This window comes from Geodermatophilus sp. SYSU D00879 (assembly GCF_054050375.1).
In genome coordinates this window covers 90,888-115,717 of record NZ_JBJGZF010000013.1, presented here as the reverse complement: position 1 = coordinate 115,717, position 24,830 = coordinate 90,888, and the positions used below count along the sequence as shown (strand labels likewise).

The 24,830-nt window shown below is 75.9% G+C and carries 25 protein-coding genes and 1 pseudogene; 12 read left to right on the top strand and 14 right to left on the bottom strand.

Translation table 11 applies throughout. From position 1 onward, the window contains the following. Positions 1-462, top strand: a complete 462-nt coding sequence (locus ACI79B_RS16915; protein ID WP_456930108.1) for an SRPBCC family protein — start codon at positions 1-3, stop codon at positions 460-462. 61 nt (positions 463-523) lie between these two features. On the opposite strand, the gene ACI79B_RS16910 is transcribed toward ACI79B_RS16915, so the two are convergent. Together ACI79B_RS16910 and ACI79B_RS16905 are read right to left on the bottom strand one after the other, a co-directional pair. Then, positions 524-751, bottom strand: coding sequence for a hypothetical protein (locus tag ACI79B_RS16910; protein WP_456930107.1), 228 nt, complete (start codon positions 749-751; stop codon positions 524-526). Between the two features lie 18 nt (positions 752-769). After that, the gene (locus ACI79B_RS16905) at positions 770-2,230 is read right to left on the bottom strand and encodes a bifunctional 3-(3-hydroxy-phenyl)propionate/3-hydroxycinnamic acid hydroxylase (protein WP_456930106.1); all 1,461 of its coding nucleotides are present in this window, start codon (positions 2,228-2,230) and stop codon (positions 770-772) included. A 53-nt stretch (positions 2,231-2,283) separates the two neighbouring features. On the opposite strand from ACI79B_RS16905, the gene ACI79B_RS16900 reads away from it, so the two are divergent. From ACI79B_RS16900 to ACI79B_RS16890, 3 genes are all read left to right on the top strand, one after another. After that, the gene (locus tag ACI79B_RS16900) at positions 2,284-3,063 is read left to right on the top strand and encodes a class E sortase (protein WP_456930105.1); all 780 of its coding nucleotides are present in this window, start codon (positions 2,284-2,286) and stop codon (positions 3,061-3,063) included. A 9-nt stretch (positions 3,064-3,072) separates the two neighbouring features. Continuing rightward, the gene (locus ACI79B_RS16895; RefSeq protein ID WP_456930104.1) at positions 3,073-3,237 is read left to right on the top strand and encodes a hypothetical protein; all 165 of its coding nucleotides are present in this window, start codon (positions 3,073-3,075) and stop codon (positions 3,235-3,237) included. A gap of 135 nt (positions 3,238-3,372) precedes the next feature. After that, positions 3,373-4,500 (top strand): NDMA-dependent alcohol dehydrogenase, encoded by a 1,128-nt coding sequence (locus tag ACI79B_RS16890; RefSeq protein WP_456930103.1) that lies wholly within the window; start codon positions 3,373-3,375, stop codon positions 4,498-4,500. 48 nt (positions 4,501-4,548) lie between these two features. Here the strand turns inward: ACI79B_RS16890 and ACI79B_RS16885 are convergent, their stop codons facing one another. After that, positions 4,549-6,246, bottom strand: a complete 1,698-nt coding sequence (locus ACI79B_RS16885; RefSeq protein ID WP_456930102.1) for an AMP-binding protein — start codon at positions 6,244-6,246, stop codon at positions 4,549-4,551. A 125-nt stretch (positions 6,247-6,371) separates the two neighbouring features. Here ACI79B_RS16885 and ACI79B_RS16880 point away from each other — a divergent pair. Next, a pseudogene (locus ACI79B_RS16880) lies at positions 6,372-6,542 on the top strand (response regulator transcription factor); the annotation flags it as partial. A gap of 134 nt (positions 6,543-6,676) precedes the next feature. Here the strand turns inward: ACI79B_RS16880 and ACI79B_RS16875 are convergent. From ACI79B_RS16875 to ACI79B_RS16840, 8 genes are all read right to left on the bottom strand, one after another. Next, positions 6,677-8,545 (bottom strand): AAA family ATPase, encoded by a 1,869-nt coding sequence (locus ACI79B_RS16875; protein ID WP_456930101.1) that lies wholly within the window; start codon positions 8,543-8,545, stop codon positions 6,677-6,679. Between the two features lie 39 nt (positions 8,546-8,584). Beyond that, a complete protein-coding gene (locus tag ACI79B_RS16870) occupies positions 8,585-9,124 on the bottom strand; it encodes an MOSC domain-containing protein (RefSeq protein WP_456930100.1) in 540 nt (179 codons plus the stop codon). A gap of 35 nt (positions 9,125-9,159) precedes the next feature. After that, positions 9,160-9,825 (bottom strand): ATP-dependent Clp protease proteolytic subunit, encoded by a 666-nt coding sequence (locus tag ACI79B_RS16865; protein WP_456930099.1) that lies wholly within the window; start codon positions 9,823-9,825, stop codon positions 9,160-9,162. Beyond that, the gene (locus ACI79B_RS16860; protein WP_456930098.1) at positions 9,822-10,088 is read right to left on the bottom strand and encodes a helix-turn-helix domain-containing protein; all 267 of its coding nucleotides are present in this window, start codon (positions 10,086-10,088) and stop codon (positions 9,822-9,824) included. The genes ACI79B_RS16865 and ACI79B_RS16860 overlap by 4 nt, the downstream gene beginning before the upstream one ends. 39 nt (positions 10,089-10,127) lie before the next feature. Then, on the bottom strand, positions 10,128-11,249 hold the full coding sequence (locus ACI79B_RS16855) for an XdhC family protein (protein WP_456930097.1): 1,122 nt from the start codon (positions 11,247-11,249) through the stop codon (positions 10,128-10,130). 83 nt (positions 11,250-11,332) lie between these two features. Next, the gene (locus ACI79B_RS16850) at positions 11,333-12,445 is read right to left on the bottom strand and encodes a vWA domain-containing protein (protein ID WP_456930096.1); all 1,113 of its coding nucleotides are present in this window, start codon (positions 12,443-12,445) and stop codon (positions 11,333-11,335) included. Then, a complete protein-coding gene (locus ACI79B_RS16845; RefSeq protein WP_456930095.1) occupies positions 12,438-13,352 on the bottom strand; it encodes an AAA family ATPase in 915 nt (304 codons plus the stop codon). Before ACI79B_RS16845 ends, ACI79B_RS16850 begins: the two co-directional genes overlap by 8 nt. Positions 13,353-13,512: 160 nt before the next feature. Further along, the gene (locus ACI79B_RS16840; protein ID WP_456930094.1) at positions 13,513-14,496 is read right to left on the bottom strand and encodes a PRC and DUF2382 domain-containing protein; all 984 of its coding nucleotides are present in this window, start codon (positions 14,494-14,496) and stop codon (positions 13,513-13,515) included. 325 nt (positions 14,497-14,821) lie between these two features. Here ACI79B_RS16840 and ACI79B_RS16835 point away from each other — a divergent pair, with 325 nt between their 5' ends. Then, a complete protein-coding gene (locus tag ACI79B_RS16835; RefSeq protein ID WP_456930093.1) occupies positions 14,822-15,631 on the top strand; it encodes a DUF3097 domain-containing protein in 810 nt (269 codons plus the stop codon). An 88-nt stretch (positions 15,632-15,719) separates the two neighbouring features. Here ACI79B_RS16835 and ACI79B_RS16830 read toward each other — a convergent pair whose 3' ends face one another. Both ACI79B_RS16830 and ACI79B_RS16825 read right to left on the bottom strand, forming a co-directional pair. Continuing rightward, a complete protein-coding gene (locus tag ACI79B_RS16830) occupies positions 15,720-16,559 on the bottom strand; it encodes an aldo/keto reductase (protein ID WP_456930092.1) in 840 nt (279 codons plus the stop codon). A 70-nt stretch (positions 16,560-16,629) separates the two neighbouring features. After that, complete coding sequence (locus ACI79B_RS16825) at positions 16,630-17,892, bottom strand: MFS transporter (protein WP_456930091.1); 1,263 nt, start codon at positions 17,890-17,892, stop codon at positions 16,630-16,632. Between the two features lie 193 nt (positions 17,893-18,085). On the opposite strand from ACI79B_RS16825, the gene ACI79B_RS16820 reads away from it, so the two are divergent. The 6 genes from ACI79B_RS16820 (at position 18,086) to ACI79B_RS16795 (ending at position 23,140) form a co-directional block, all read left to right on the top strand. Continuing rightward, positions 18,086-18,946, top strand: a complete 861-nt coding sequence (locus tag ACI79B_RS16820) for a hypothetical protein (protein WP_456930090.1) — start codon at positions 18,086-18,088, stop codon at positions 18,944-18,946. Between the two features lie 146 nt (positions 18,947-19,092). Continuing rightward, entirely contained in the window at positions 19,093-20,142 is a 1,050-nt protein-coding gene (gene moaA, locus ACI79B_RS16815; RefSeq protein ID WP_456930089.1) for a GTP 3',8-cyclase MoaA, read from the top strand. A gap of 10 nt (positions 20,143-20,152) precedes the next feature. After that, entirely contained in the window at positions 20,153-20,389 is a 237-nt protein-coding gene (locus ACI79B_RS16810; protein ID WP_457000201.1) for a MoaD/ThiS family protein, read from the top strand. 69 nt (positions 20,390-20,458) lie between these two features. After that, entirely contained in the window at positions 20,459-21,847 is a 1,389-nt protein-coding gene (locus ACI79B_RS16805) for a hemolysin family protein (protein WP_456930087.1), read from the top strand. Continuing rightward, complete coding sequence (locus ACI79B_RS16800) at positions 21,840-22,904, top strand: hemolysin family protein (protein ID WP_456930086.1); 1,065 nt, start codon at positions 21,840-21,842, stop codon at positions 22,902-22,904. The genes ACI79B_RS16805 and ACI79B_RS16800 overlap by 8 nt, the downstream gene beginning before the upstream one ends. Further along, a complete protein-coding gene (locus ACI79B_RS16795) occupies positions 22,901-23,140 on the top strand; it encodes a hypothetical protein (RefSeq protein ID WP_456930085.1) in 240 nt (79 codons plus the stop codon). Before ACI79B_RS16800 ends, ACI79B_RS16795 begins: the two co-directional genes overlap by 4 nt. Here ACI79B_RS16795 and ACI79B_RS16790 read toward each other — a convergent pair. After that, positions 23,137-24,726: a SpoIIE family protein phosphatase gene (locus tag ACI79B_RS16790; protein WP_456930084.1), complete on the bottom strand. Its 1,590-nt coding sequence runs from the start codon at positions 24,724-24,726 to the stop codon at positions 23,137-23,139. The two genes, ACI79B_RS16795 and ACI79B_RS16790, sit on opposite strands and share 4 nt — an antisense overlap. Positions 24,727-24,830: the final 104 nt, after the last annotated feature.

Sequence of the window (24,830 nt, the reverse complement as noted above, 5' to 3'; positions counted from 1 at the left end):
GTGGACTCCCTGACGCACTCCGACTCGATCGTCGTCGCCGCCTCCCCGGAGGAGGTCTACGACCTGGTCAGCGACGTGACCCGCACCGGTGAGTGGAGCCCGATCTGTGCCGCCTGCTGGTGGGACGAGGGCGCCACCGGACAGGTCGGCGACTGGTTCACCGGCCGCAACGTCACGCCCGAGCGCACCTGGGAGACGCGCAGCCAGGTGGTGGCGGCCGACCGCGGCCGGGAGTTCGCGTGGCTGGTCAGCGGGCGGCTGGTCCGGTGGGGCTACCTCCTCGCGCCGGTCCAGGGCGGCACCCGGCTGACCGAGACGTGGGAGTTCCTGCCCGCCGGCCTGGAGTTCTTCGCCGAGCGCTACGGCGAGGACGCCCCGCGGCAGATCGAGCAGCGCACGCGCGCGGCGCACGACGGCATCCCGGCGACGCTGGCCGCGATCAAGCGCATCGCCGAGAGCTGAGGCCCGTGCACGTCCGCGGAGATGCCCAGGGCACCTCCGCGGACGTGCACGGCGGAGGGTCCTAGCGGCCGAGGATGCCGCCGATCGCGCCGCCGAGGCCACCGCCCTGGCCGCCACCGCCGCTGATCATCTTGATGAGGTCGCCCGGGTCCAGCCCGAGCTTCTGCAGGATCCCGGCGTGCTGGTCGGTGTCGACCTGACCGGGCAGTTCCTGGTCGGCCTGCTGCGCCTTGGCGTCGTCGCCCTGGGAGCGCAGCAGCTGGAGGATCTGGTCCTTGTCGATCTGCATGACGCCTCCGCTACCCACTCAGCCCGCGGCACGCACCACCCGGTCGGGCCGGACGACGGCGAAGCGGGCGCGCCCGGCCCGCAGCCACGCGGTGAGCGCGCCGTCGACGTCGTCCACCTCGGTGCGCCTGCCGGCGGCGGTGACCGCCACGCGCCCCGGCGCCGCCAGCGCGACGACCGCGGTGCCGGCGCCGAGGACGTCGTCGAGCCGGCACTCCCGCCCGCCGGCGCGGACGCGGGCCCGCGGCACGAGGGTCCCGGCCAGCCGCCGTCCGGCCGGGCCGCGCCGGTCGACCAGTGGCCCGGGGCGCAGCGCGGGGGTGCGGCTGTCGGTGGCGTAGGCCGCCAGCGCCGGCACGCCCGCGACCGCGGCGAGCACCGCACGGCGGACCGGCACCGCGCCCGCTCCCCCGCCGGTCATCAGCCGCCCCACCACCGCCGCGAGCCGCACCAGCGCCCGGGCGTGCGGCTCCCGCTCGGCACGGTGGGTGTCGAGCAGCTCCTCGCCGGCGCCGCCGGTGACGACGGCGGCCACCTTCCAGGCCAGCTGGTGCACGTCGCGGAGGCCCAGCCCCAGGCCCTGGCCGACGAACGGCGGGGTGAGGTGGGCGGCGTCCCCGGCCAGCAGCACGCGACCGCGCCGCCAGCGGTCGGCCACCTGCGCCCGGTAGACGTACTCGGCCGCGCGGACCAGCTCGGCGTCCTGCGCCCCGAACGGCGCGATCAGGGCCGGCAGGGCGGCGCCGGTGAGGTCCGCGGCCGTCTCACCGGGCCGCAGCCGCGCCTCGAAGCGGTAGCGGTCCCCGCTGACCGGCATGAAGGTCGCCGCGCGGTCCGGGTCGCAGACCTGGTGCACGCCCGGCCACACCGGCAGCGGCACCCGCGCGCGCAGGTCCACGACCAGCCAGCGGTCGGGCCGGCCGAGGTCGCGCATCCGCGCGCCCACCAGGCCCCGGACGGTGCTGTTCGCCCCGTCGCACCCGAGCACGGCCGAGGCGACGACGTCCCGGCGGCGCCCCGTGGCCCGCTCCCGCACGGTCACCGTGACGGAGCGGTTCGCCTCAGCGAGCCCGACGACCTCCTCCCCACCGCGCAGCTCGACCCCCGGGGCGGCGTGCACCGCGGCGCGCAGCAGCCGTTCCAGGTCGGGCTGGTGGAACATCGACGCCTGCGGCCAGCCGTGCCGCCCGGCGTCCCCGGCGCGGCGGAACTCGGCGAGCGTGCGGTGCCGCGCGTCGAGCAGCCGCAGGCCCGCCACGGGCCGGCTGACCTCGAGGAACGCCTCGACGACGCCGGCGTCGGCCAGCACCCGCAGCGCCTCGTCGTCGAGGTGCACCGCGCGCGGCAGCCCGTACGGGTGGGGCTGGCGGTCGAGCAGCAGGACGGGCAGGCCGCGGCGGGCGAGCAGCAGCGCGGCGGTCGTCCCCACCGGCCCGGCGCCGACCACCACGACCGGCGGGACGACCGGCTGCGACGACACGCCGCCCAGTGTCGCCGACCGCGCCGGGCCCGGGCTGGCACAGTGGCCCGGCGATGGCCCCGACAGACGCCCCCGCGCCGCCGGGCGAGCGGCGCCGGTACGGCCGGACGCGCGGCGACCGCTGGCGCACCCTGGCCGGCGGGCTGGGGCAGGCGCTGGTCACCGCCGGCGTCGTGCTGCTGCTGTTCGTGGTCTACGAGCTGTGGGTGACCGACCTGTTCTCCGCCCGCGACCAGGACCGGCTCTCCGACCGGCTGCAGACCGAGTGGTCCGCGGAGCCGCCCGCCTCGGGGGTGCCCACCGTCCCCGCGGAGGTGCCGGCCGGCGAGCCGTTCGCGGTGCTGCACGTCCCGCGGCTGGGCGAGGACTGGTCGCGCGTCGTCCTCGAGGGGACCGGCGAGGACCAGCTGTCCCAGGGCCCCGGCCACTACGCCGGGACGGCGATGCCCGGGGCGCCCGGCAACGTCGCGCTCGCCGGGCACCGGGTGGGCCGGGGCTCGCCGTTCCTGGACCTGGACCGGCTGCAGCCGGGCGATCCGGTCGTCGTCGAGGTGGCCGACGGGTGGTTCACCTACCGGGTGCTCGGCGACCCGGCGCAGGACCCCAACGGCGTCCCCGGGCAGCAGGTCGTGACCCCGGCCGACGTCGACGTCATCGCGCCGGTTCCCGGGGGCGCCCCGGACGCCGCGCCCGCCGGGTCCTACCTGACGATCACCACCTGCCACCCGCGGTACTCGGCGCGGCAGCGACTGGTCGTGCACGCCGTCCTCGACGGCCCGGGCGTGACCCGGGCGGACGCACCCGACGGGCCCCCGGCCCTGACCGAGGGCTGAGGAGGACCCGTGTACCGCTGGATCTGGCGGCACCTGCCCGGCGGGACGGCGACCCGCTCGGCGCTGTCCCTGCTGCTCGCGCTGGCCGCGGCGGCGCTGCTGCTGTTCGTCGTCTTCCCCTGGGCGGAGCCGCACCTGCCGTTCACCGCGGTGACCGTCGACCCCGGGCGCTGAACCGGACGTTGCAGTCCGTTGCGCACTCTTGACGGCACCCGGTGCCGCGGTGAGTCTGTGGCCCGGCGCACACTCCAGCGGTGTGCCCACCAGGCTGCCCGCCGACGAGGGCGGGCCGGACCGAGAGGACACCGGGTGAAGACCAAGGGCGCGATCCTGTGGGGCGTCGGCGAGGAGTGGTCGATCGAGGAGATCGAGCTGGGTGACCCGAAGGAGGGCGAGGTCCAGGTCCAGCTGGCCGCCTCCGGGCTGTGCCACAGCGACGAGCACCTCGTCACCGGCGGGACCCCGGTCGCCTTCTACCCGGTCATCGGCGGGCACGAGGGCTCCGGCGTGGTCACGAAGGTCGGCCCCGGCGTGACGGGCCTGCAGGAGGGCGACCACGTCGTCACCGCCTTCATCCCCGCCTGCGGCCAGTGCCCCCCGTGTTCCAAGGGCATGCAGAACCTCTGCGACCTGGGCGCGAACCTGCTGGCCGGCACCTCGATCTCCGACGGCAGCTACCGCATCCAGGCGCGCGGTCAGGACGTCATCCCGATGTGCCTGCTCGGCACGTTCTCCCCCTACATCACCGTGCACCAGGCGTCGGTCGTGAAGATCGAGCCCGACATCCCGCTGGAGATCGCCGCGCTGGTCGGTTGCGGCGTCACCACCGGCTGGGGCTCGGCGACCAAGGTCGCCGACGTGCGGCCGGGCGAGAACGTCGTCGTCATGGGCGCCGGCGGAGTCGGCATGAACGCCGTCCAGGGCGCGGCGGCGGCCGGCGCGAAGCGGGTCATGGTCATCGAGCCCGTGGCGAAGAAGCGCGAGTGGGCGATGGACCTCGGCGCCACGCACGTGTTCGAGTCGGCCGAGGAGGCCACCGAGAAGGTCAACGAGCTGACCTGGGGCCGGATGGCGGACAAGACGATCATCACGGTCGGCGACATCCAGGGCGAGGACATCCAGACCGCGCTCAGCCTCACCGGCAAGGGCGGCCGCGCCGTCGTCACCGGCATGGGCAACGCCGCCAACACCGACGTCAAGCTCAGCCTGTTCGAGCTCACCCTGCTGCAGAAGGACCTGCAGGGCGCCATCTTCGGCGGCCTGGCCCCGCGGGCGGCGATCCCCGAGCTGCTCTCGCTCTACCAGGAGGGCCAGCTCAAGCTCGACGAGCTCGCCACCACGAAGTACAAGCTCGAGGACATCAACCAGGGCTACCAGGACATGCGCGACGGCAAGAACATCCGCGGGATGGTCGTCTACGGCGACTCCGACCGCTGACCCGTCCCCCCGTGCCCGCCGGCGTCCCCGGCGGGCACGGGGAGCGGCTCAGCCGCGCAGCTCGGGGAAGTCGGTGTCCGCCCAGTCGGTGCCGGTGCCCCGCGGCGCCGCCCGCTCCTCCCGCTGCCGCAGCTCGACCCGGCGGATCTTGCCCGAGATGGTCTTGGGCAGCTCCGCGAACTCCACCCGCCGCACCCGCAGGTAGGGCGCCAGCCGCTCGCGCGCGTGCCGCAGCACCGCCAGAGCCGTCTCCGGCCCCGGCTCCCAGCCCGGGGCGAGGGTGACGTAGGCCTTGGGCACCGCCAGCCGCACCGGGTCCGGCACCGGGACGACGGCGGCCTCCACCACCGCCGGGTGCTCGATGAGCACGCTCTCCAGCTCGAACGGGCTGATCTTGTAGTCGCTGGCCTTGAAGACGTCGTCGGTGCGCCCGACGTAGGTGACGTAGCCGTCCGCGTCCCGGGTCGCGACGTCGCCGGTGTGGTAGTACCCGCCGGCCATCGCCTCGGCGGCCCGCTCGGGGTCGCCCTGGTAGCCGGTCATCAGGCCCGTCGGCCGCTGCGCGAGGTCCAGGCAGATCTCGCCCTCGTCCGCCTGCTCCCCGGTGACCGGGTCGACGAGCACCACGGGCACGCCGGGCAGCGGCCGGCCCATCGAGCCCGGCCGCACCTCCGCGCCGGGCGGGTTGCCCACCGACGCCGTCGTCTCGGTCTGGCCGTAGCCGTCACGCAGCATCAGGCCCCAGTGCCGCCGGACCTGCTCGATCACCTCGGGGTTGAGCGGCTCGCCGGCGGCCAGGACCTCGCGCAGCCGCCCGGGGCCGCCGGACAGGTCGGCCTGGATGAGCATCCGCCAGACCGTGGGCGGGGCGCAGAAGTTGGTGATGCCGGCGTCGCGGATCCGGCCGAGCAGCACCGCGGGGTCGAAGCGGCGGTGGTCGAGCAGGTGGACGGTCGCCTCGGCGGCCCACGGCGCGAAGAAGCAGCTCCAGGCGTGCTTGGCCCACCCCGGGGAGCTGATGTTGAGGTGCCGGTCGCCGGGCTGCAGGCCCTGCCAGTACATCGTCGACAGGTGCCCGACCGGATAGCTGACCTGCGTGTGCTCGACCAGCTTGGGCCGGCTGGTGGTGCCGCTGGTGAAGTACAGGAGCAGCGGGTCGCCGGGCGCGGTGCCGGGGTGGCCCAGCGGCCGGTCCGGCGCGCCGGCCGAGTCCGCGTAGGGCGCCCAGCCGGCGGGCTCCCCGCCGACGGCGATCCGGCCGTGGTCGCCGGGGACGGCGTCGAACTTCCCCGCCTCGGCGGCGTCGGCGACCACGTGCCGGGCCCTGGTGCGCCCGATGCGGTCGGCGAGGTCGGCGGGCGGCAGCGCCGTCGTCGTCGGCATGATGACGGCGCCGAGCTTCATGACGGCGAGCATCGACTCCCACAGCTCCACCCGGTTGCCGAGCATGAGGACGACGCGGTCGCCGCGCCGCACGCCCCGCTCGCGCAGCCAGGCCGCCACCTGGTCGGAGCGGCGGGCGAGCTGGTCGAAGGACCAGCTGCCCTCGGTGCCGTCCTCCTGGGCGATCACCAGCCCGGGCCGCTCGACGCCCCGGGCGATCACGTCGAACCAGTCGACCGCCCAGTTGAACGGCCCGTCGAACACCGGCCAGCGGAACTCCTGCGCGGCCTTGACGGGGTCCCCGCGCAGCGCGAGCAGCTGGTCGCGGGCGGCGCGGTAGGCGGCGGTGGCGGTGCCGGGCATCGGCGGCTCCTCGTCGTCGGGGACTCCTCCCCGCATCGTCGGCGCGGACGGGCGGGCCGGCCACCCCCGATCGCGCCGGGCGTTGCCCGAGGTCGCAACGGAACGGGACCGCCTCCCCGACCCGCGTGGACGTGACCTGGGTCACCGCCGTCGGGCGCGAGGTCGACGTCCTGACCCACGTGGCGCTGGGCTGCAGCAACCGGGAGGTCGCCGCGCGGCTGTCGCTGCGCCCGGAGACGGTGAAGAGCTACCTGGGCTCGGCGATGACCGAGCTCGACCCGCACACCCGCCTGGAGGCCGTCTCCCGCGCCCGGAGGCTCGGCCTCATCCCTGAGACCGCCCGCTCACCGTGTCGATCATCGGCTGCGTGCACGCGACACGGGCGGACACGCCGGGCGACCGTGCACGCGTCCGATGGTCGGCTCCACGGTCAGCCCAGCAGGCGGGTGAGGGCGGGGCCGAGGTCGCGCACGGTCCGCACCATCTGCGCCGTCCCCGCGCCCCGCGCGGCCAGCGAGCGCGCCGCCGTCTCGGCCTCGGGCGTGGGCAGCGGGCAGAGCACGTGCAGCCGGTCGATGCCGGCGAGCGCGGTCTCGGGCGGATCGCCGGTGGTGTGCAGGCAGTCCGACAGCAGCACGACCACCCGCTCGTCGGCGACCTCGGCGGCTAGCTGCAGCCGGGCGGCCCGCAGCGCGCCGGCGACGTCGGTCATCCCGTGCCCGCGCAGGCCGAGCAGGTGCGTGACGACGTCCTCCGCGGCCCGCCGCTGCCCCTGGCGCTGCACGACGTCGACGTCCCGGCCGAAGGTGATCAGGCTGGTGCGCAGCCGCTCGTCGCCGGTGAGGACGACGCCGGCCGCCGCCACCGCCGCGATCGCCACCCCGAGCCCGGTCATCGAGCCGGAGGTGTCGACGGCGAGGCACACCGCCCGCCGGTGCCCGGTCCACCGCCGCGTGACCAGGTCGCCGGCCTGCAGCGGCGTCCCGACGTCCCACCGGTCGAGCGTGCGGTCGAGGTCCAGGTCGCCGTCCCCGTGCCGGTCGGGCACCAGCCGCCGGGTGCCGCGGGTGCGCGACCGGCCCACCCGGCCGACCTGCACGAACACCCGGCCGGCCAGGCGCCGGGCGGCGGCGCGCAGCTCGCGGTCGGTGGCCGCGGCCAGGTCGGTGAGCAGGGCGGCCGCGGCGTCGGCGTCCTGGGCCATCAGCTCGGCGAAGGCATCCTCGTCGAGCTCGCCGACCTCCGGGCTGACCTCCTCGAACGCGTCGTGGCGGGCGGCCATCTCGCGACGGCTGGTCTGCCGGCGACCGCCCCCGCCGCGGCGGTCGCGGCGCGGGGAGGCGGAGGGGTCAGGGCCCGCCGGTGACTCCGGCGGGCCTCCTGCTTTTCCCTCGCCACCCCCCTCGGCGGGAGCGGGGGGCTCCTCCTCGTCCGGCGGTGGCGGCCCGTCCGGTGGCCAGACGCCGTCGAGGATCTCGTCGATGACCGCCTCGGGCGCGCGCTCGACGCCCTCGGCGACCCGGATCCGGCCCGACAGGGCGGCGTGCGCGGCGTCGCGGGCGGTCTCGCGGGCGCCGTCGGCACCCAGGCCGGCCTGCCCGCGCATCTCCAGCAGGCCGCCGAGCAGCAGCACCAGGTCGGTGGCGCCGCGCACCGACGAGCCCATCCGGACGTCGCGGTGCTCGCGGGAGGCCCGCACCAGCCGGACGGCGAGCCCGATGAGCGGCGGCGGCGCGCCCGTCACCGCGGCGACGATGGCCCGCTCGGAGGCGGCGTCCTGGTAGCCGAGGACGACGCGGCACATGCGGTCGGCGATCGCCTGCCCGACGCGGGCGGTGCCGATCGCGTCGAACGGGTTCATCGCCGCGATCAGCCGGAAGCCCGCGGCCGCCCGCACGTGCCCGAGCCGCGGCACGGTGATCTCGCCCTCCGTGAGCACCGTGATCAGGACGTTGAGCGTCTCCTCGGGGATCCGGTTGAGCTCCTCGAGGTAGAGCAGCCCGTGCCCGCGCATCGCCGTCAGCAGCGGCCCGTCGGTGAAGCTGCCGGGCACGTAGCCCTCGGCGAGGACGGCGGCAGGGTCGTACTGGCCGATCAGCCGGGCCGGCGTCAGTTCGGCGTTGCCCTCGACGAACACGACCTCCTGGCCGGTCTCCGCCGCGATCGAGCGGAGCAGCGTCGACTTGCCGGTGCCCGGCGGTCCCTCGAGGACGACGTGCCGGTTGGTGCGCAGCGCGACCGTGAGCACCTCGCGCTCCCGGCGGAGCCCGATGACCGGGTGCGGCACGGTCGGCGTCACGCGGCTCCTCTCTGAGCACGGCGGTGGATGTGAGGCAGGTTACGGACGGGGCCGCGGCAGCACGCGGTGGGCCTCCCCGGCGCGGGCCGGGTCGAGCGGGACGGCGCTGGTGAGGACGGCGGGCCCGAGCCGCAGGACGCCGTCGGTCAGCGGGGCGCAGCGGACCCCGCCGCGGCCGCGCATCCCGCGGTGCGCGCCGGGCGCCAGCACGGTGTCCAGCCAGGCGCACGGGTTGGCCGGCCGCCCGCCGCGCAGGACGACGACCCCCTCCCCGCAGTCGAGCGCGAACACCGCACCCCGCAGGGCCTCCACCTCGGCGCCGCGCAGGACGACGTTGCGCCGGGCGAGCAGCGGGTCCAACGGGCCGGCGCCGAGCTCGGCGGCCAGCGCCTCGACCGACTCGGCGGCGAGCACGGTGACGGCGGCGTCGCGGTGCGCGGGCCGGCCGGCGTAGCGGTCGCTGACGATGCCGTGCCCGGCGCGCACCTCGACCCGGTCGACCCGGTCGCCGTCCTGCGGCGGGACGACGCCGCCCGGCCGCCCGTCGTACCGGTGCACCGGCGAGACGAGCAGCCCCACGACCTCGACGTCGTAGGCGTGCGGCCGGTCGGCGTTCAGCGGTCGACCAGCCCGTACTCCCGGGCCTCCTCGGCGGAGAGCAGCCGGCCGGCGCGCATGTCGGCGGCCACCTGCTCGACGTCGCGGCCGGTGGCCCCGGCCAGCCGCTCCTGCAGCCGGCGCAGCCGGCGGGCGTGCTCGGCGGCGAGGACCTCGACGTCCCGGCCCAGGCCGCTGCCCGGTGCCCGCGGCTCGGTCAGCTGGAACGAGGCGTGCGTCCCGGCGGTGCGCCGGTCGGCCACCGCGAGGACGGCGACGGCGGCTCCGGCGATCGTGCCGAGGCAGGTGACGTGCACCGGGGCGCCCATGAGGTCGATGGCGTCGACGAGGACCAGGGCGGCGTCCAGGTCGGCGCTCACGCCCGACAGCCGCAGCTGCACCGGGCCGTCCCCGTCGGCGTCGAGCAGCGCCAGCTCGGCGACCGCCCGGTTGACCGCGTCGGCGTCCAGTTCGCCGGACAGCGTCACCATGCGGTGCTCGACCAGCCGCTCGGCCAGCCAGTCGGGCGAGCCGACGACGACGGACATCGTCGTCGCGCCCTGCCCGGGGACGGCCGGCGGCCGCGGCGGCGGCTGCCACGGGCTGCGCGGGTGGTCGGGCGGCGGCAGCGGGAACGGGGGCTCCGGCGGGAGGGGCGGCCAGGTTCCTGAGGGACGGGTCACGGGAACTCCTCGGACGTGCGGACCTGCCAGTCGACGGTGCGGCCCAGGGCGGCCGCGTAGCGCTCCAGCGTCGACAGCCGCGCGTCCAGCTCCCCGCTCTCCAGGCGGGCGACGGCGGACTGCGACGTCCCCATGCGCGCCGCGACCTGCGTCTGGCTCAGCTCGCTCTCCCGGCGCAGCCGGACCAGCTCCTCGATCAGCCCGCGCCGGGGCTCCCCCCGGTCCTCCAGGCCGGGGAAGCGGCTGCGGCGCGGCGGCGGCATACCGGGAACGGTATGCCTGATCCGCTATGGGAGCGACCCTCAGCGCTCCGCGGTGTGGTGGATCGGCCCGGCGGTGCCGCTCAGCCGCTCGCCCGTGCCGCCCCAGCGCCCGGCGATGATCTCCGCGGCGATCGAGACGGCGGTCTCCTCGGGCGTGCGGGCCCCCAGGTCCAGGCCGATCGGCGAGGACAGCCGGGCCAACTCGGCCTCGGACAGCCCCGCCTCGCGCAGCCGCTCGAGCCGCTCGTCGTGGGTGCGCCGCGAGCCCATCGCGCCGACGTAGGCCACCGGCAGCCGCAGCGCGACCTCCAGCAGCGGGACGTCGAACTTCGGGTCGTGGGTGAGCACGCACAGCACGGTGCGCTCGTCGATCCGCCCGGCGTCGACCTCGGCCTGCAGGTAGCGGTGCGGCCACTCGACGACGACCTCGTGCGCGTCGGGGAAGCGGCGGGCGGTGGCGAACACCGGCCGGGCGTCGCAGACGGTCACCCGGTAGCCGAGGAACGCCCCGACCCGAGCGACGGCGGCGGCGAAGTCGATGGCGCCGAACACGACCATCCGCGCCGGCGGGGCGAACGAGGAGACGAACAGGGTGAGCTCGTCGCCGCGCCGCTCGCCGTCGTGGCCGTAGGTCAGCGTGCCGGTGCGGCCGGCGGCGAGCATGCCGCGGGCGTCGTCGGCGACGGCGTCGTCGAGGCGCTGCAGGCCGAGGGTGCCGGAGCTGCGGTCGGGCCAGAGCACCAGCCGCCGGCCGATGCGGTCCTCGGGTCCGCGCACGCAGGTGACGACGGCGACCGGCTCGTGCCGGCCCACCGACTCGGCGATCTCGCCCAGCTCGGGGAAGGACTCGCGGGAGACCGGCTCGACGAACACGTCGAGGATGCCGCCGCAGGTCAGCCCGACGGCGAACGCGTCGTCGTCGCTGACGCCGTAGCGCTCCAGCGTCGGGACGCCGGACTCGACGACGTCCTTCGCCTCCTCGTACACCGCGCCCTCGACGCACCCGCCGGACACGCTGCCGACCGCCGTCCCGTCGGGTCCGACCAGCATGGCCGCCCCGGCCGGCCGCGGCGCGGACCGCCAGGTGGCCACCACCGTCCCCATGCCGACCGTCTCGCCGGCCTGCCACCAGCCGACCAGCTCCTCGAGGACCTCACGCATACGGCCTCTCCTCCACCTCGCACCTCGGCCCTCCTGCAGGGGCCCGCCACGAGCCTGCGAGCGGTGGGGGGCAGGAGGGTCCTTCAGGCACGCGAGATCACCCCTGAGAGTTCTTCGAACGCGGCCAGGCTGTGCCCGGACACGAACGCGTCGACCGACGGCAGCGCCGCCTGCATCCCACCGGTCAGCGGCTCGTAGCCGGCCCGGCCCTTGTGCGGGTTCACCCAGACGACGGCGTGCGCGAGCCGGCGCAGCCGCGCCATCTGCTCGCGCAGCAGGTCGGGGCTGCCGCGCTCCCACCCGTCGCTGCACACCACGACGACGGCGCCGCGGGCGGTCCCGCGCTGCCCCCACCGGTCCAGGAACGCCTTGAGCACCTCGCCCAGCCGCGTGCCGCCGGACCAGTCGGGGATCGCGCCGCCACTGGCCGCCAGCGCCCGGTCGGGGTCGCGCAGCCGCATCTCGCGGGTCACCCGGGTCAGCCGGGTGCCGATGGTGAACACCTCGGTGGAGGCCGGCCGGGCGCGCACGACGGCGTGGGCGAAGCGCAGCAGCGCGTCGGCGTAGGGGCTCATCGAGCCGGAGACGTCGACCAGCAGCACCACCCGCCGGGGCCGCGGCCGGGCCCGCCGGTGCAGCAGCCGGGTGACCTCGCCGCCGTCGCGCAGCGCCCGCCGCACCGTGCGCGCCGGGTGCACCGCGCCGTGCGGCGCCGGCCGGCGGCGGCGCGCCGGGCGCATCGGCGCCGCGGGGCGGACCAGCGCGAACAGCCGCCGCAGGTGCTCCCGCTCGGCCGGGGTCAGGTCGGCGACGTCGCGGTGGCGCAGCACCTCCTCGGCCGAGGCGGCGACGGCGAGGTCCGAGGGCTCCTCGCCCTCCTCGCCGGACCCGCTGCCCTGCTCCAGCGGCGCGGTGACGGCGACCCGCGGCGGGCCGGTGGGGCCCGCCGCCGTCCCCCTCCGGGGCGCCTCGCCGCCGAAGTACGCGGCGAAGGCGGCGTCGTAGCGGTCGAGGTCGTCGGGGCCCGAGCACAGGGTCAGCCGCCCGGCCCAGTAGACGGCGGTGGCGTCGAGGACGTCGAGCACCGCCACCGCCGACAGCATCGCCTCGACCCGGTCCGGGGAGGCGGCCACCCCGGCGGCGCGCAGCGTCCGGGCGAACCCCAGGACCGTGGCGACGACGTCCCGCTCAGCCACCGCCGAACAGCGCTCCGCGGGCCAGCGCGTGCACCCGGTCGGTGTCCTCGCGGTACTTGAGCACCGCGCCGAGGGTGCGGGCGGCGAGGTCGGGGTCGAGGTCGCGGGCGCCCAGGGCGTGCAGCGCGGTGGCCCAGTCCATCGCCTCGGCGACGCCCGGCGGCTTGAGCAGGTCCAGCGTCCGCAGCTTCCCGGTCGCCCGGGCCACCTCGCGGGCCAGCTGCTCGGTGACCTCGGGCAGCCGGGTGCGCAGGATGGCGACCTCGCGGTCGAAGTCGGGGTGCTGCAGCCAGTGGTAGAGGCAGCGGCGCTTGAGCGCGTCGTGCACCTCTCGGGTGCGGTTGGAGGTGAGCACCACCAGCGGCGGCACCTCGGCGCGCACGGTGCCGAGCTCGGGGATGGAGATGGTGAAGTCCGACAGGACCTCGAGCAGGAACGCCTCGAACTCGTCGTCGGCGCGGTCGACCTCGTCGACCAGCAGCACGCTCGGGGAGTCCTCCAGCGCCTGCAGCAGCGGGCGGGCGAGCAGGAACCGGCGGTCGTAGAGCGAGGCCTCGAGGCTCTCGGTGTCGGCCGTGGCGTGCGCGGCCTCGGCGGCGCGCAGGTGCAGCAGCTGGCGGCCGAAGTCCCAGTCGTAGAGCGCCTGGCTGGCCTCCAGGCCCTCGTAGCACTGCAGGCGGTACAGCGGGCGGCCGGTGACCTCGGCCAGCGCCCGGGCCAGGGCGGTCTTGCCGACGCCGGCCTCGCCCTCGAGGAACAGCGGGCGGCGCATGACCAGCGCCAGGTAGGCGGCGGTGGCCAGGCCCTCGTCGGGGAGGTAGCCGGTGGAGCGGAGCGCCGCGGCCAGCTCGTCGGGTCCGCCGGGCAGGCCGTCGGCCCCGGGGAGCTCGGTCGTGGTCTCGGTCACGCCGCCGAGCATCCCACCTGCGCAGGCGCGCGACACGCCACGGTCCCGGTGCCCGCAACCGTTGCAGACGTCACGGTGGCCGGCCGGGAGTCATCGTCTCCGGCCGGCCACCGCCGTCTGGTGCGCCCGGTCAGGACCGGGCCGTGGTGCTGTTACCGGATCAACGGCCGATCTTGCCGTCGTTGTCGCGGTCCAGGGCGTCCTTGGCCTTCTGCACGAGGCTGCGGTCGTCCCCGGTGGTGCCGGTGGTCGTCCCGGTCGTGGTGCCGGCGACGCCCGCCGTGCCGCCCTCGACCTCGATCTCCTCGCGGCGCACCTGGTCGGAGACCGTCTCCTGCTCGGTCACCGTCTGGGTGTCGAGGCGGACGCGCTCGACCGGCGTGGCCTCCTTGGAGACCACGGGGCGCTCGGCGTGCAGGACGACCTCGTGCTCCTCCTCGGAGATGGCCGGCCCGTCCATCGCGTTGCCGATGTTGGCGTCGGTGATGGGCTCGCGCTCGACCCGGACCTCCTCGTGGGAGACGGGGACGGTCTGGCTCACGTTCTCCGTGACGACGTACTTCCGCAGCCGCGCCCGGCCGGCCTCGACGCGCTGGGTGCCGACGTTGAGGTGCTCCTCGGAGCGGGTCATGGCGTTGTCGGTCGTCGGGCCGGAGGTGTCGTGGCCGACGGCGCCGCGGGCGTCGTCGTAGACGCCGTCACGGTCGCGGTCCCGGACGGTGCCGGTGCCGGCCGTCGTCAGGTCCTGCTGGGACCGGCTCTGGTCCATCGAGTAGGTGCCGGCGGTGCCGACGTCCGTGGTGGTCTGCGTGGTGGTCTGCGTGCCCGAGCCGAAGCCGAGGCCGTAGTACCGGTACAGCTCCTGCTCCTCCTGCGGGGACAGGTGCCCGTCCGTGTCGATCTTCGGGGCGTCCTTGACCTGGGCCTTGCTGACGCGTACGCGCAGGCCCTCGTTGGTCAGGTCGGCGTCCCGCAGCGGGACGAAGGACTCCTTGGTGCCGAACAGCCCGGTGCGCACCGTGGCCCACTCCGGCTGACCGGTCTCGTCGTCGAGGTAGACCTCCGAGGCCGAGCCGATCTTCTCGCCGGCCTCGTCGTAGACGTCCTGGCCGATCACGCGGCTGATGGTGTCGGTGCCGATCATCGTCGCTCTCGCTCCCATCTGAGCTGTGGTGTGACGGTCGGGTTAATGGGTGACCGGGCTCGGCGGAGCGAAACGACGGAGATCGACTGGGACGCTTCGGTGGCTGAACGTGTACCGCGCCGGTCGAGCCGGGTCCGGCGGCCGGGATCGCGTTTCCGCAGGTCACGGCGGCATTCGTACATCCCCCACCGTCGTCGACCCATCGCGACGGACCGTTACGGTGCGTAATCGGCCGGTTCCCCGGGCGTGTCGCGGCGTCCCTCACACGCGGTCCGCCCGGCGCGTCTGCCGGGCCGAGGCACCCTCATCGGCTCTCCTGGGAACCGTGCCGCCCCGTTCCCCCTACGACAACCTGGTGCACCCCCGCACGGTCAAGAAGCCGCCGCCGCAGGTGGCCGCCGAGCGCGACCTCGTCGTCGAGGACCCCAGCTCGGGGTTCGTCGGCGCCGTCGTGCGCTGCGAGAAGGACGTCGTCCACCTCGAGGACCGGTTCGGGAAGGTCCGCGCCTACCCCCTCGGCCCGGGCTTCTGGGTCGACGGCCGCCCGGTGGTGCTCGTGCGCCCGACGCCGAAGGGCCCGGTGACGCCGACCCGCAGCGCGTCGGGCTCGACCTACGTGGCCGGTGCGCGCGCCCGCGTCGCCCGCGAGGGCCGCATCTACGTCGAGGGCAAGCACGACGCCGAGCTGGTCGAGAAGGTGTGGGGCCACGACCTGCGCATCGAGGGCGTCGTCGTGGAGCCGCTGCACGGCGTCGACGACCTGCCCGGCATCGTCCGCGAGTTCCGCCCCGGGCAGGGCCGGCGGCTCGGGGTGCTGGTCGACCACCTGGTGCGCGGGTCGAAGGAGTCGCGGATCGCCGAGCAGGTCACCGGTCAGCACGCGCTCGTCGTCGGCCACCCGTTCATCGACATCTGGCAGGCGGTCAAGCCCTCCGTCGTCGGCATCCGCGCCTGGCCGGAGGTGCCGAAGGGCGAGGACTGGAAGACCGGCGTCTGCCGCCGCCTGGGCTGGGAGGACGACACCGGCTACGTGTGGGCCCAGCGGATCCTGGCCCGCGTGCGGACCTGGACCGACCTCGAGCCCGCGCTCATCGGCCGCGTCGAGGAGCTCATCGACTTCGTCACGACGGCCTGAGGAAGGACCCTCCTGCCCCCCACCGCTCGCAGGCTCGCGGCGGGCCCCTGCAGGAGGGCCACGAGCGGTGGGGGGCAGGCGGGGGCGGTCAGCCCGGGATGTAGTCGAACGTGTCCGGGTCGGGGCCGGTGCGCTCGCCGCGGTCGAGGCCGGTGATGGTGGCCATCTGGCCCTCGTCGAGCTCGAAGTCGAACAGCGCGAAGTTCTCCTCGACCCGCGCGCGGGTCACCGACTTCGGGAAGACGACGTCGCCGCGCTGCACGTGCCACCGCAGGACGACCTGGGCCGGCGTGCGGTCCAGCTTCTCCGCGATCGCGACGATCGCCGGGTCGTCGAGGACCTTGCCCTGCGCGATCGGCGACCAGGCCTCGGTGACGATCTCGTGCTCGGCGTCGAAGGCGCGCACCTCGTCGTTGGCGAGGTAGGGGTGCACCTCGATCTGGTTGACCGCCGGGCGCACCTCGGTCTCGGAGAACAGCCGGCGCAGGTGGTGCGGGTTGAAGTTGGAGACGCCGATCGCGCGGCACCGGCCGCCGGCGTAGATCTCCTCCATGGCCTTCCACGTCTCGACGTAGTCGACGTCGATCGTGGGCAGCGGCCAGTGGATCAGGAACAGGTCGAGGTACTCGAGCCCGAGGTCGGCCATCGTCTGGTCGAAGGCCTTGAGCGCGTCGTCGCGGCGGTGGTAGCCGTTGTTGAGCTTGCTGGTGACGAAGACCTCCGACCGGTCGATGCCGGACTCGCGGACCGCCTGGCCGACCTCCTTCTCGTTGCCGTACATCTCGGCGGTGTCGATGTGGCGGTAGCCGACCTCGAGCGCGGTGCGGGTCGCCTCGACGGTCTGGTCCGGCGGGATCTGGAACACGCCGAAGCCCAGCTGCGGGATCTCGACGCCGTTGTTCAGGCGGATGGTGGGCACGGTGGCCACGGGCTCTCCCTCTCGGTCGCGGACGGGGGCGGCGCGCCACTCCACGGCGCCAGGCCCCCGAGGAGGCCGCCTACCCGCCGACCGCGTCCCCAACCCGTGACGCCCGCCCCTCCGTGGTCTCCGCCACGGCCGCCGGGCGGCGCAGCAGCGGCGCGCCGAGCAGCGCGAGCCCGGCCGCGCCGGCCGCGGCCAGCGCGGGGACGGCGAACGCCGCCCGGGCACCCCACGCGTCCACCGCCGCGCCGGCCAGCGCCGACCCGGCGGTGACGCCCAGCGTCAGGCCGGTGTTGGTCCAGGCCAGCGCCTCGGTGAGCGCGGCCCGCGGCACCCGCGACTCGGCCAGCGACGTCCCGGACACCAGCACCGGCGCGACGGCGAGCCCGGCGAGGAAGCCGGCGCCGACCAGCAGCGGCAGCGAGGTCACCGCCCACAGCCCCTGCGCGGCCAGCCCGAAGAAGACCGCCGTCGCGAGGAACCGGGTGGCGAGCGTGCCGCGCAGCCGCGCCACGCCGTAGGCGAGCCCGGCGACCAGGCTGCCGCCGGCGTAGAGCGCGAGCGCCAGCCCGGCCAGCGCGGGCGCCCCCTGCTCCTCGGCGAAGCCCACGACGACGACGTCCATCGCGCCGAACACGGTGCCCACGCCCAGGTAGGTCGCGCAGACCAGCAGCACCGCCGCGTTGAGGGCGGCCGGCCGGCGGTGCCCACCGCCGGCGGAGGTGGGCGCCGCCACGGGCTCGGTGGCCCGCTGCCGGGCCAGCCACAGCCCGCCGACGGTACCCAGCACGATGCCGGTGGTGAAGCCGGCGGCCGGGGCGACCATCGTGCCGAGCACGGTCACCAGCGGCGGGCCGACGACGAAGACGACCTCGTCGACGACGGACTCGAAGGCGAACGCGGTCTGCCGGCGCTCGGCGTCCTCCAGCGCGGCCGCCCACCGGGCGCGGACCAGCGCGCCGATGTTGGGCAGGCTCGCCCCGGTCAGGCCGGCGAGGGCGAACCACGCCCAGCGCGGCCCGTCGGCGACGACGACGCCGACGAACGCCAGCCCGGTGACGAGGTAGGCGGCCATCGCCACCTGCAGGACCCGCCCCTGGCCGCGGCGGTCCATGGCGCGGGCCCACTGCGGCCCGCCGACCGAGGCCGCGAGGGCGAGGGTGCCGGAGACGGCGCCGGCCAGGCCGTAGCTGCCGGACTCGCCCTCGACCAGCAGCACCGCGCCCAGGCCGAGCATCGGCAGGGGGAGCCGGGCGACCCACCCGGCGAGGGAGAACCAGACGGCTCCGGGGACGGCGAACAGGCGGCCGTAGGGGCCGAACAGCGTGCGGGGTGACACCGGCTCTTCTCGCGCTTCCTGGCCACAGGCGAGTGCGGGACTGCCCGCCGGACTCTCGGGTGGCGTCCCGACCGTAACAACGGGCCCCGACGGCGTCGTCCCGTTTCACTCGCGGTCCTGCGTGTCGCCGACGGCGGTACATGAACGTTCATGCACCCTGTGCGGCACCCGTCACACCGACCAGAGGATCCCCGTGGCCACGACCCGCCCGCTGCGTCTCCGCCTCCTGCTCGTCCCGCTCCTCGCGCTCGCCGCCCTGCTCGTGCCCGGCACCGCCACGGCCTCCGGGGGCGACGACGGCGGCTCCGTCGAGGGGGCGGTCACCGGCGACTTCGCCGTCACCGTCAACGGCCGTACGTCGAACCCGGCGGCGGGCCGCGAGACCCGCCTGCGGGACGTGACCCCGACCGGCCCCGTCGCCGTCCGCGGCCGGCACGTCACCTTCACGATCGACCCCGCGACGCTCGGTGTGTACGACTACGCGCTCACCGGCGCCCCCGACCCGCAGCGCATGGTCACCGCGCCGACCGTCGTCTTCGCCTCCAAGGTCCCGGTGCTCACCGCCGCCCAGCTGCGCGGCGTGCGGATCACCGAGCTGCGGCTGCGCGACGACGTCCTGGTCGCCGAGTTCGCCACCGCGGCCGGCAAGCTCAAGGTGCAGGCGAAGGACGCCCCGCAGGGCGGCATCTTCCAGATGGAGCAGGAGTTCGGCACCGCCGTCGAGTACGTGCACACCCTCGGCGCCGGCCTCTACTACTTCGTCAACGAGTACACGGGGAAGGTCAACTTCGGTGACGGCGTCGCCGGCGACGCGACCCACCAGATGCTGCTCGGCAAGGACAGCCCGCAGGTGGCCACGCGGCTGGAGCAGACCGCGACGACGTCGCGCTGGTCGGTCGCCTCGGGCGGCCGGATGGGCGGCGTGCTCGGTGAGGACGCGGTCGAGCTGTCGGCCGGCGCCACCAGCTGCACCTCCGACTGCCAGGCCCGCAACCGCATCCAGGGTTCGGTCCCCGTGCCGCCGGACCCGACCGATCCCACCCCGATCGGCTGACCGCCGCCGGCGTTGCAGCGCCGGCGCAACTCCCGCATCCGCGGGCGCGGCCCGTACGCCCGGGTCGCGTCCGCGGATGCGGCGCGTTCCGGAGGCCCTCCCGCGGGACGGGGGACGCCGTCGGCGTTCCGCACTACATTCGCGGCGTGAGCGCCACCCCGCTGCCCGACCCCTGGACCCGTCCCGCCGACGGCGTCCCGGTCAGTGGCGGGCTGGTCGACCGGCACGGCCGGGTCGCCACCGACCTGCGGGTCTCGCTCACCGACCGCTGCAACCTGCGCTGCTCCTACTGCATGCCGCCCGAGGGCCTGCAGTGGCTGCCCAAGGTCGAGCAGCTCACCGACGACGAGGTCGTCCGGCTGGTCCGCATCGGCGTCGAGCAGCTGGGCATCCGCGAGGTCCGCTTCACCGGCGGCGAGCCGCTGCTGCGCCCGGGCCTGGTCGGCATCGTCGAGGCGACGACGGCGCTGCGCCCGCGGCCGGAGGTCAGCCTCACCACCAACGCCATCGGCCTGGCCCGCGTCGCCCCCGCGCTGGCCGCGGCGGGGCTGGACCGGATCAACGTCAGCCTCGACACCCTCGACCGCGAGCGTTTCAAGACCCTGACCCACCGCGACCGGCTCGACGACGTCCTGGCCGGGCTGCAGGCCGCGCAGGACGCCGGGCTCACCCCGGTGAAGGTCAACGCGGTCCTGCTGCGCGGCATCAACGAGGCCGACGCCGTCCCGCTGCTCGACTTCTGCCTCGAGCGCGGCTACCAGCTGCGGTTCATCGAGCAGATGCCGCTCGACGCGCACCACGCCTGGACCCGCGGCGAGATGGTCACCGCCGAGGACATCCTGGAGCGGCTCTCGGCCGCGCACGACCTCACGCCCGACACCGAGGAGCGCGGCTCGGCGCCCGCCGAGCGGTGGCTGGTCGACGGCGGCCCGGCCACCGTCGGCGTGATCGCCTCGGTCACCCGCTCGTTCTGCGGCACCTGCGACCGCACCCGGCTCACCGCCGACGGCCAGGTGCGCAACTGCCTGTTCGCCCGGGAGGAGTCCGACCTGCGGACGGCGATGCGCGAGGGCGCCACCGACGCCGAGCTCGCCGACCGCTGGCGGATCGCCACCCTGGCCAAGCTCCCCGGCCACGGCATCGACGACCCGAGCTTCCTGCAGCCGTCCCGGCCGATGTCGGCCATCGGGGGCTGATCCGGTGTCGGTGACCGTGCGCTACTTCGCCGGCGCCCGCGCCGCGGCCGGCGTGGACACCGAGACCTGCGAGGCCGGCACGCTGCAGGAGCTGGTCGGCCGGATCGTGGACGCCCACGGCGAGCGCCTCGAACGGGTGCTCACCGCCTGCTCGTTCCTGGTCGACGGAACGCAGACCCGCGACCGCGCGTTGGAGCTGTCGCCCGGGGCGGTCGTGGACGTGCTGCCCCCCTTCGCCGGAGGATGACCGCCCCCTCGTGAGCCAGCCTCACCATACGAGCCCTCCCCTGCCCTCCCCCGCCACCGAGGTCCTCCCGTGATCGAGTGGCTGCTGGTCCTGGTCGGCGTCCTGCTGGTGCTCGCCTGCGCCGCCTTCGTGGCCTTCGAGTTCGCCCTGGTGACCGTCGACCGGGCCACCGTCGAGCGCGAGACCGAGGCCGGCGTGCGCGGGTCGGCCGGCGTCCTCGCCGCGTTGCGGACGCTGTCGACCCAGCTGTCCGGCGCCCAGCTCGGCATCACCGTCACCAACCTGGCCATCGGCTTCGTCGCCGAGCCCTCCATCGCCGCGCTGCTGCGCGGGCCGCTGGAGTCGGCCGGCCTGTCCGGCGCCGCGGCCCGGTCGGTGTCGATCACCCTCGCCCTGGTCCTGGCCACAGTGCTGACCATGGTGTTCGGCGAACTGGTACCCAAGAACGTGGCGATCAGCGAGCCGCTGCGCACCGCCCGCGCCGTCGCCGGCTTCCAGCGCGGCTTCACCAGGGCGACGTCGCTGGTCATCCGGTTCCTCAACGGCTGGGCCAACGCGATGCTGCGCCGGCTGTTCGGCGTCGAGCCGCAGGAGGAGCTGGCCTCGGCCCGCTCGCCGGAGGAGCTCACCTCGCTGGTCCGCCGCTCGGGGCGGCAGGGCACCCTGCCCGCCGAGACCGCGGTGCTGCTCGAGCGCGGGCTGGCCTTCGGTGAGCTGCGCGCCAGCGACGCGGCCACCCCGCGCACCCGCATGACCACCGTCCCCGCCGACGCCCCCGTGGCCGAGGTGCTCACCGCCGCGCGGGACTCGGGGCACTCCCGGTTCCCCGTGGTCGACGACGGCGGCGTCGACGACGTCGTCGGGATGGTCCACGTGAAACACGCCCTCGCCGTCGCCCGCGACCGGCGGGCCGCCACCCCGGTCTCGGCGGTCATGCTGCCGCCGCTGTTCGTCCCGACCTCCCGGCGGCTGGACGACCTGCTCGGCGACCTGCGCCGCGGCGGGCTGCAGATGGCCGTCGTCGTCGACGAGTACGGCGGCACCGACGGCGTGGTGACCATCGAGGACCTCGTGGAGGAGATCGTCGGCAACCTGACCGACGAGCACGACCAGGAGACCGGCGACGACGTCGTCGACCGCGGCGACGGCACCTGGTCGGTGTCTGGGCTGCTGCGGCCGGACGAGGTCGCCGCGGCCACCGGGCTGGCCGTGCCGGCCGACCGGCACTGGGAGACCCTCGGCGGTCTGGTGCTGCACGTGCTCGGCCGGATCCCCGAGGTCGGCGACCGGATCGAGGCGCGGCCCACCCTGCCGCCGGAGCTCGCCGCCGAGGCCGAGGGGCTGCCGGCCGGCGTGTGGGTGCAGGTCGAGCGGGTCGACGGCACCCGCGTCGAGCGGGCCGTCGTCGGCGGCCTGCCGGCCACCACCGGCGACGACGAGGAGGACGACCGTGGGTGACTGGGTCGGCGTGCTGGTCGCCGTCGTGCTGCTGCTCGCCAACGCGTTCTTCGTCGGCGCGGAGTTCGCGCTGATCTCCGCGCGCCGCTCCTCCATCGAGCCGCTGGCCGAGGCCGGCTCCCGCCGCGCCCGCACCACGCTGGCCGCGATGGAGCGGGTGTCGCTGATGATGGCCGGCGCGCAGCTGGGCATCACCGTCTGCTCGCTGGGGCTGGGCGCCATCGGCGAGCCCGCGGTGGCACACCTGCTCGAGCCGGTGTTCGAGGCGCTGTCGGTGCCCGAGGCGCTGGTGCACCCGATCTCGTTCGTCATCGCGCTGACCGTCGTCGTCGCGCTGCACGTGGTGATCGGCGAGATGGTGCCGAAGAACCTGGCGCTGGCCGGCCCGGACCGGGCGGCGCTGGTCCTCGCCCCGCTGCTGTCCGGCGTGGTCACGGTGCTCAAGCCGGTGATCGTGACGCTCAACGCGCTGGCCAACGGGGCGCTGCGGCTGCTGCGCGTGCAGCCCAAGGACGAGGTGACCAGCGCCTTCACCCGCGACCAGGTGGCCGGCCTGATCGACGAGTCCCGCGCCGGCGGCCTGCTCGACGAGCGCGGCCACGAGCTGCTCACCGGCGCGCTGCAGCTGGAGGAGCGCGACACGCGCTCGGTGCTCATCCCGCGGGCCGCGCTGACCGTGGTCGCGCCGGGCGACGACATCGCCGCCGTGGAGCGCGCCGCGGCCACCACCGGCTTCTCCCGCTTCCCGGTGGCCGACGGCGAGCAGCTGCTCGGCTACGTGCACGTCAAGGACGTGCTGGTCGCCGACGGTGCGCCGGAGCCGCGGGTCCGGGACATCACCCGGCCGCTGCCCCGGGTGGCCGCCGAGGACGACCTGCGCCGCACGCTGGGCGTCATGCAGGCCGGCCGCGCCCAGTTCGCCGCGGTCACCGAGGGCGGCCGCGTGGTCGGCGTCGTGGCGCTCGAGGACATCCTGGAGGAGCTCGTGGGCGAGATCCGGGATGCTGCACACCGGGACTCCGCACACCGGAACGCCGAGAGGACGGGAGCGCGATGAGCTTCATCGAGAAGGCGAAGGCGAAGGCCGAGGAGCTGCTCGGGCGCGCCGAGGAGGTCTACGGCGAGTCGCACGGCGACGCCGCCGCGCAGGTGGCCGGCGAGGCCCACCGGCTGGAGGGCGAGGTCGAGCTGGAGGAGGAGCGCGCCGAGGAGGCCGCGCACGGGCACGGTCACGGGCACGGGCACGGGCACGCCCGCCCGACCGACGAGGACGGGCAGGCGCCGGTCCGCTAGTCCCCCAGGCGGAGGGCCACGAGGGCGACGTCGTCCTCGGGCCGGCCGTGCACGAGCCGCTCGATCACCTCGTCGCACAGCTCGTCGAGCGGCCGCCCGGCCAGCTCGGTGACGGCCCCGGTCAGCCGGGCCAGCCCGGCGTCGAGGTCGAGGCCGCGCCGCTCGACCAGCCCGTCGGTGAACAGCAGCACCGTGGAGCCGGGCTCGAGGACCACGGCGCTCTCGGCGCGGGCGCCGGCCGGGTCGACGCCGAGCAGCAGGTCACCGGGGGGCGCGGGCAGCTCGACCGGCCGGCCCGCCGGGTCGAGGACCAGCGGCGGCAGGTGGCCGGCGCTGGACCAGCACATCCGCGTCCGCCCGGCCGCGCCCTCGCCCGGCACCCGCTCGAAGCGGGCGACGGCAGCGGTGGCGTAGGTGTCCACGCCGAGGGTCGCCATCGCCTCGTCCAGCCCGCGCAGCACCTCGGCCGGGCCGGCGTCGCTGTAGGCGGCGATGCCGCGCAGCAGCGAGCGCAGCTGGCCCATCGCCGCCGCGGCGGCGGTGTCGTGCCCGACGACGTCGCCGATGACCAGCGTCGTCGCCCCGCCGGGCTGCGGGAAGGCGTCGTACCAGTCGCCGCCGACCCGCGCCGCCTCCGCCGCCGGGGTGTACCGCACCTCGACCGCGCCGAGCCCGGAGCCGCGGGGGTCGGTGAGCAGGCTGCGCTGCAGCGCCTCGGCGAGCTGGTGCTGGCGGGCGAACAGCCGGACGTTGTCCAGCGCCAGGCCCACCCGGCCGGCGACCTCGCGGGCGGTGAGCGGGTCCACCCGCGCGGCGCTGCGGCTCCCGGCGGCGAGGAAGGTCAGCGCGCCGATCACCCGCTCCCGGCCGGGCAGCGGGACGGCGAGCACCGCGGGCGCGCCCAGCTCGCGGTAGAGCCGGGCGGCCTCCTCGGCCTCGATCGCGGCGAGCACCGCGGCGCCGTCGGCCGCCACCGTCTCCCCCGCCAGCGCGCGGACCACCGGGGCGGCGGCCGGCATCCCGGGCAGCCGGACGGCGGCGTAGCGGGCCAGCAGCTCGCGGCGGTCCGGGTCGCCGTGCCAGGAGCTCAGGTCGCGCGGGCGGCCGTCGTCGTCGAGCACGGTGAGCAGGCAGGCCTCCCCCAGCTCGGGCACCACCAGCCGCGGGATCCGGCGGACCGCCTCCGCCAGCTCGAGGGTGCCGGTGAGCTCGGAGCCGACCCGGGCCAGCAGCGCGAGCCGGTCCTGCGCGCTCCGGCGGGCGGTGACCTCGGAGAAGTACAGGGCCAGGCCGGCCGGCAGCGGGACGGCGTGCACCTCGAACCAAGAGTCGAGCGGCTCGGGGTGGTAGGCCTCGATGCTCCGCGGGGTGCCGGTGGCCATCACCTCGCGGTAGACCCGGCCGAACTCGTCGTCCCGGCCGGCGGGGAACGACGCCCACAAGCAGGTGCCGACGAGCTGCTCCCAGGTCCGGCCGACCACGGCCTCGCCGGTGACGTTGACGTAGGCGACCCGCCAGTCGGCGTCCACGGCGATGTAGCCCAGCGGCATCGCCTCGAGGACGGGATCGCGCTCCGGCGCGGGCACGGGAACCTCGCTGTCGTCCGGCCGCTGTGCGCGGGCACACGGGGGGAGCCCCACCCCACCCTTGGAGTGGGCATCGTTGTGCCACGCGCGCCCCGGCCGGTCAA

Excerpts from the sequence above, each read along its gene's own strand:
- ACI79B_RS16900 (WP_456930105.1), top strand. The coding sequence starts at position 2,284 with ATGGCCCCGACAGACGCCCCCGCGCCGCCGGGCGAGCGGCGCCGGTAC.
- ACI79B_RS16885 (WP_456930102.1), bottom strand. The coding sequence starts at position 6,246 with ATGCCCGGCACCGCCACCGCCGCCTACCGCGCCGCCCGCGACCAGCTG.
- ACI79B_RS16795 (WP_456930085.1), top strand. The coding sequence starts at position 22,901 with ATGAGCTTCATCGAGAAGGCGAAGGCGAAGGCCGAGGAGCTGCTCGGG.
- ACI79B_RS16855 (WP_456930097.1), bottom strand. The coding sequence starts at position 11,249 with ATGCGTGAGGTCCTCGAGGAGCTGGTCGGCTGGTGGCAGGCCGGCGAG.
- ACI79B_RS16860 (WP_456930098.1), bottom strand. The coding sequence starts at position 10,088 with ATGCCGCCGCCGCGCCGCAGCCGCTTCCCCGGCCTGGAGGACCGGGGG.
- ACI79B_RS16910 (WP_456930107.1), bottom strand. The coding sequence starts at position 751 with ATGCAGATCGACAAGGACCAGATCCTCCAGCTGCTGCGCTCCCAGGGC.
- ACI79B_RS16840 (WP_456930094.1), bottom strand. The coding sequence starts at position 14,496 with ATGATCGGCACCGACACCATCAGCCGCGTGATCGGCCAGGACGTCTAC.